Annotated in this window: 5 protein-coding genes; all 5 read left to right on the forward strand. The window is 38.1% G+C overall.

Translation table 11 applies throughout. The annotated features are described in order from the left end of the window. A partial coding sequence (locus tag BQ7314_RS11640; RefSeq protein WP_174483862.1) for an efflux RND transporter permease subunit occupies nucleotides 1-1,723 on the forward strand: 1,723 nt, incomplete at its 5' end. A gap of 184 nt (nucleotides 1,724-1,907) precedes the next feature. Next, nucleotides 1,908-2,099, forward strand: a complete 192-nt coding sequence (locus BQ7314_RS11645) for a (2Fe-2S)-binding protein (RefSeq protein ID WP_174483863.1) — start codon at nucleotides 1,908-1,910, stop codon at nucleotides 2,097-2,099. 27 nt (nucleotides 2,100-2,126) lie between these two features. Continuing rightward, entirely contained in the window at nucleotides 2,127-2,591 is a 465-nt protein-coding gene (gene bfr / locus BQ7314_RS11650; RefSeq protein ID WP_174483864.1) for a bacterioferritin, read from the forward strand. A 486-nt stretch (nucleotides 2,592-3,077) separates the two neighbouring features. Continuing rightward, nucleotides 3,078-5,774, forward strand: coding sequence for an efflux RND transporter permease subunit (locus BQ7314_RS11655; RefSeq protein ID WP_174483865.1), 2,697 nt, complete (start codon nucleotides 3,078-3,080; stop codon nucleotides 5,772-5,774). Between the two features lie 13 nt (nucleotides 5,775-5,787). Next, nucleotides 5,788-6,411, forward strand: coding sequence for an outer membrane lipoprotein-sorting protein (locus BQ7314_RS11660; RefSeq protein WP_174483866.1), 624 nt, complete (start codon nucleotides 5,788-5,790; stop codon nucleotides 6,409-6,411). Nucleotides 6,412-6,488 lie beyond the last annotated feature (77 nt).

The following is a 6,488-nucleotide window of genomic DNA, read 5'->3' on the forward strand; positions in this document are numbered from 1 at the left end:
TCTTGTCTCAATTCAACCAGTGTATTGCTATCCGTTACTTTCAGAGGTTATGCACTTATTATACGAATTCAGGTTAAAACAATCCGGTGTATACAAGTTTTATCATAAAACTCTAGGCTCATTAATCGCCACACCAGGGCGCGCTTGGTTTTTTGTGCTCGTAATTTTTATTGCTTTTATCGGCTCGGCGCTACTCGCCGTAACACGCACCGTCCCGCTAAAACTATTACCTTTTGATAATAAAAATGAATTGCAACTGGTTATCGATATGCCTAAAAACAGCACGCTGGAGCAAACAGATCAAGTTGCCCGAGCTTTAGGTCAATTTCTCGCCACAGTTGATGAAGTAACAGATTACGAAACCTATATAGGTCAAGCATCCCCTATGGACTTTAATGGCATGGTCAGACATTATTATTTACGCTCAGGTAGTAATGTTGGTGAAATTCGCATTAATTTCGTTGCCAAAAAAGAGCGTAAACAACAATCACATCAAATTGCTTTACGTATACGCAAGCAAATTGAAGCAATTGCAAATAAATATAATGCTAATGTAAAAATAGTAGAATCGCCGCCTGGACCTCCTGTTTTGGATACTTTAGTCGCTGAAATTTATGGCCCTGAAGATGCTAGTTATACTGAGTTACTTAACATTGGTAAAAATGTGCGTGAACGTTTTAAGCATACGCAAGGTGTCGTCGATGTTGACGATTATTCATATGCGCCTTACCAACGTTTATTATTCAAAATTGACCGAGAAAAAGCAGCCTTAACTCAGGTTAGCAGTCAGCAAATTGCACAGACATTAAAAATAGCATTAAGCGGGCAATTATTAGGCACATTACATATTCCCAGCGAACGGCAAGCCCTAGAAATCATCTTGCAATTACCTAGAGAGCAACGCTCTTATATTACTCAATTACTGACGTTGCGTGTTAAAAGTAAAACGGGGGAGTTAGTCCCTTTAGCTGAACTTGGTCAGATAAAGGAACTTGATGATGAACAAACGCTGTACCATAAAAATCTGCGTCGAGTCGCTTATGTAATAGGCGATACAGCAGGGCGTAGTCCTGTTGAAGCCGTTATTGATTTGCTCGATGATTTTAATGACCACCCCTTACCTGAAGGTTATAGCGTAGAGTTGGGCGGTGAAGGTGAATGGAAGATTACAGTCGATGTGTTTCGGGATTTAGGACTAGCATTTGCTGCAGCTTTACTGATGATCTATGTATTATTAGTCGTGCAAACTGGCTCACTGAGCCTACCAGCCATTATGATGATTGCCATTCCGTTAACGGTTATTGGTATTATGCCAGGATTTTGGCTACTCAATACATTATTTACTAGCCCCGTTGATGGCTATCCCGATCAAATATTTTTCACAGCCACCGCCATGATTGGTATGATTGCCCTCGCGGGAATTGTCGTACGTAATGGTATTATCTTGATAGATTTTATTGAGAAAACACGCCACCGAGAAGATCGCCCTAGTTTAACAGAAGCTTTAATTGAAGCAGGAGCAACACGTTTACGCCCGATTTTATTAACCGCCGCTGCAGCTATGTTTGGTGCTGTCGTCATTATTCTCGATCCCGTTTTTTCGGGTCTGGCGTGGAGTTTTATTTTTGGTATTTTCGCCTCAACTGGATTTTCTTTATTTGTCATCCCAGTGGCTTATTACCTAATCAACAGAAATAAGCCGCTAGATAAACCTTCCGCATAAAACCTAAACAAACGATAGTTGTTTTTAATAGATTTAAATCAAACCGGTAGGGTACGTAATGCATACCCTACCGATTTATAAAGTATGTTCTATCAAGCCTTTAAGCATACCTAATCCTAAAAAAACACTTTACATACAAATAAGAATTGTTATCATTAGCATAAATAACAAAAAAGAGGCACCTATGTATATCTGTATCTGTAAAGCTGTCACCGACTCACAAATTCAAACTGCCATTGATGATGGCATTAACACGCGTAAAGCTTTACATCAATGCCTTGGTGTAGGCTCAGATTGCGGCAAATGCAACCGCCATGTCCGTGAACTTATTAATAAAAATAATGTGTCAAATATCGCAATACCCGTTATGATCTAATTTTATTAACACAGTTTGGATTACACTATGAAAGGCGACACCAAAGTTATTGCGTTTTTAAATCAAGCACTCGAAAATGAACTAACAGCAATTAACCAGTATTTTTTACATGCCCGAATGTATAAAAACTGGGGGTTTAGCAAACTCAATGAAAAGGAATATCACGAGTCTATTGATGAAATGAAACATGCCGATTTATTAATTGAGCGTATTTTATTTCTTGAAGGGCTACCTAATTTACAAAATATTGGCAAAATTCTTATCGGTGAAAAACCACTAGAAATGCTCCGCTGTGATTTGCAACTAGAATTAATTGCTATTCCTCTGCTACGTGAAGCTATTGAATATTGTGAAAGCATTAAAGATTTCGTTTCTCGCGATCTCTTTACTCATATATTAGAAAGCGAAGAAGAACACGTAGACTGGCTGGAAACTCAACTTGAGTTGGTAGAAAAAGTAGGTATTGAAAATTACCTACAATCGCAAATGTAAACACTGTAGCTCCACAGCCCTTAATTAGCTGTGGGGCTACCAAATATTCTTATTAAATTACTACTAAGGCTATTAACCCATGATCTGTCGCGTTTTACGACTCTATATTTAGGAGCGCGCATAATCCTAGCATTAATATTTTTTTCATTTCCACCTCTCTTGGCTTTAAAATTTATCTTTATTACCGTACAATTTTTCCACCTCACAACACAGCCTTAGCCAATAAAGTAAGATAAAACTGAGGCGGCTTTAATAACCGTATCCCCAGTGTACACAAACTCAGGTTACAACGCCTTTGTAATGGATATTCCCCCCCCCCTGCCTATTTTCTTTGTAAACTCCTATAACTAAATAACCCTATCATGACTATTCAATTTATTGATAATTTTCCCCTTTGACGGTAAATTAACTTGCAATAATATTAGCAATCTCTAAAATAGAGCTTATATTTAAGTTACTTTACCCTTTGTTTTCATGGATTTCTCAATGACTCAAAAAAATCACGACACCGAAATAGTCAACCCGATTGTTTTGTTTTCAATTAACCATCCGAAAATTATTACTTGGATAATGACTTTGTTCACTATCCTTATTATTTCGATGGCAGCATTACCTAATATTTATCCTGAGCAATTATCTTTTTTACCCACCATAAAAGTGGATACTGATCCCGAAAACATGCTCTCTGATGATGAGCCTGTGCGCGTTTACAATCATCAGATGAAAACTGAATTCAGCTTAAACGATATTGTCGTCGTTGGCATTACCAATAAGCAAAATACAAATGGGGTTTTCAACAGTAAATCACTGGCAAATATTTATGCACTCACACAGTTCTCTCGTGGAATAAAATGGGAAGATAAGAAAAACCCTGGCAAAATGGCTGGCGTGATTGCCGTTGATATCTTAGCCCCGTCTACGGTTGACAATATTGAGCAAGGCGGATTAGGTACGGTTAATTTTAACTGGCTCATGCCAGAGCCGCCCAAATCAGATGAAGAGGCTATCGCAATACGTGATCGTGCCATGAATATTCCTTTCTTAAATGGCACACTCGTCAGTGATGATGGTAAAGCCATTGCTTTATACTTACCGATTACTAATAAAAATGTCAGCTATCAAGTACGCGAGCAATTATTAGCCAAAATTGCTGAATTTGGTGCTACTGAAGAAGAATACTATATTACCGGCTTACCTGTTGCCCAAGATACTTTTGGTGTTGAAATGTTTAAGCAAATGGCTATTTCTGCACCATTAGCCATGTTAGTGATTTTTTTACTGCTTTGGTGGTTTTTTAAGCGCTTAATTTTTGTTACCTCACCCATGATTGTCGCAATGGTCTGCGCTTTATCAACAATGGGCTTACTGATTATTACTGGCAACACTATCCATATTATGAGCTCGATGATTCCTATCTTCATCATGCCTATTGCTATTTTGGATGCTGTTCATATTTTATCGGACTTCTTCGACCGTTATAATACCATTCGTGATAAACGCAAAACTATCATTCACGTTATGAATGAATTGTTTACCCCGATGTTAATCACCTCATTAACGACGATTGCAGGTTTTGCTTCATTAGCTTTAACACCCATCCCCCCTGTACAAGTATTTGGTATCTATATTGCCATTGGGGTATTTTTAGCTTGGATCTGGTCAGTTACCTTTATTCCAGCCTTTATTGTCTCTATTTCTGATGAAAAGCTAGCTAGCTTTATTAGCTCTAAAGATGTAACAACCGAAGAAAATAAAACGCTTATGGCAAAATTATTGGCTAAAACAGGCCAATTTACCTATAACCATGCACTATTAATCTTAATGTTTACACTAACGGCTGTAGGCGTAGCCGGTTATGGTATCAGTAAGATTAATGTGAACGATAACCCGATTAAATGGTTTGCACCTTCGCATATTATTCGTGTTGCTGACCGGGTTTTAAATGAACATTTTGGCGGCACATATATGGCTTATCTTGCTTTAGAGGTGAACCCAAATGCAGTGCTTAATGCAGACTTTAAAACACCATTATTAACCCGTTTAGCACAAGCACAACAAGATGCGATTAACGATGAATATGCACACGCTGAGCAAATTTTTGGCACGGTACAAACAGCTATAAAAGAACATACAGGCGATAAAGCCAGCCTTGATCGTGCTTTAAACCAGATGATTAATCAAGGCTTAGATAATGCAAGCGATGACGAGTTTGATACCTGGGACCAAGTGCAATTATTTATTGACCGAGAACGTCAGCTCAATGAAATTTTCAAACAACCAGAAGCCTTAACCTATCTAGCCAACTTACAAAGCTTTATTAATAACCTAGATGTAGTAGGTAAATCTAACAGCCTTTCGGATGTAGTAAAAACAGTACATAGAGAACTATTACTAGGTAAAACAGAGGAATTCAGAATTCCTGATTCATCTAATGCCGTTGCACAAACCTTAATCACCTACCAAAACAGTCACAGACCTCATGATTTATGGCATTTTGTGACTCCTGATTACCGTAAAACTAGCCTTTGGGTGCAATTGAAAAGTGGTGATAACCAAGATATGGTATTTGTAGAAAAACAAGTGGCACAATATATTGCTAGCCACCCAATGCCTTATAATCTACAAACCAATTGGTTTGGTTTAACGCATATCAATGTTATTTGGCAAGATAAAATGGTAAAGGGTATGCTGGAATCATTCGCAGGCAGCTTTCTTGTTGTCTTGTTTATGATGGTTTTATTATTTAGGTCTTTTGCTTGGGGCTTATTATCAATGATCCCTTTAACTGTTACTGTTGGCCTAATTTACGGCATCATCGGGTTAATTGGCAAAGATTACGATATGCCCGTAGCCGTCTTAAGTTCTCTCAGTATCGGCCTAGCGGTAGATTACGCCATTCACTTTTTAAGCCGTGCACGAGAATATACGGCACGTTATGGCTCATGGGAAGCGGCAATCAAACCTTTATTTAGCGAGCCTGCAATGGCGATTTCACGTAATGCGATTGTCGTCGGCGTTGGCTTTTTACCTTTATTAGCTGCGCCTTTAGTGCCTTACCAAACAGTCGGGGTATTTATTGCCAGTATTCTATTTATGGCAGGTGTCAGTTCTTTATTAATTTTACCCGCATTAATCACCTTAATGCCTAGAATTTTCTTTAAAAATTTACCTAAAACGGCATAAACTGGAGATATTTATGAACATTAAACAAGCCTTATTCGGATTAAGTACCATCTTAGCGTGTAGCTTTGCATTGGCAGACACACCGAGTGTCGATGACATCATCCACCACACCAATTACACCAGCTATTATCAGGGTCAAGATGGTAAAGCAAAAGTAAAAATGACGATTAATGATGCACAGAACCGTACTCGCACACGCGAATTTGTCATTTTACGTAAAGACGTGCCAACATCAGATGATGTGGATAGCCGCGCCTATGAAGGCGAGCAAAAATTGTATGTTTATTTCAACCGTCCAGCGGATGTCAACAAAATGGTATTTATGGTATTAAAGAAAATCACCGCTGATGATGATCGCTGGTTATATTTACCTGCCTTAGACCTAGTTAAACGTATTGCCGCATCTGATAAACGCACCAGCTTTGTGGGCTCTGATTTTCTTTATGAAGATGTTTCAGGTCGTAGTTTAAGCGCAGATAAGCACGTATTAATGGGTACTGATGACAATTATTATATTATTGAAAACACACCTGTTAATGCTGATGATGTCGAATTCTCAAAATATATCATGTATATCCACAAAACTACAGGGCAACCGCATATAAATTTCAATCTAAAAACATCACTTTTTCTCTAAACGAATCATTTAATGCGGCTTTAAATCGCTTTTTCTTTAAACTCATTTTCGAGGGTTCTGTCTTTAGTAAATTAATT

It is taken from the genome of methanotrophic endosymbiont of Bathymodiolus puteoserpentis (Logatchev) (assembly GCF_900128525.1).
Classification (GTDB): Bacteria; Pseudomonadota; Gammaproteobacteria; order Methylococcales; family Methylomonadaceae; genus Methyloprofundus.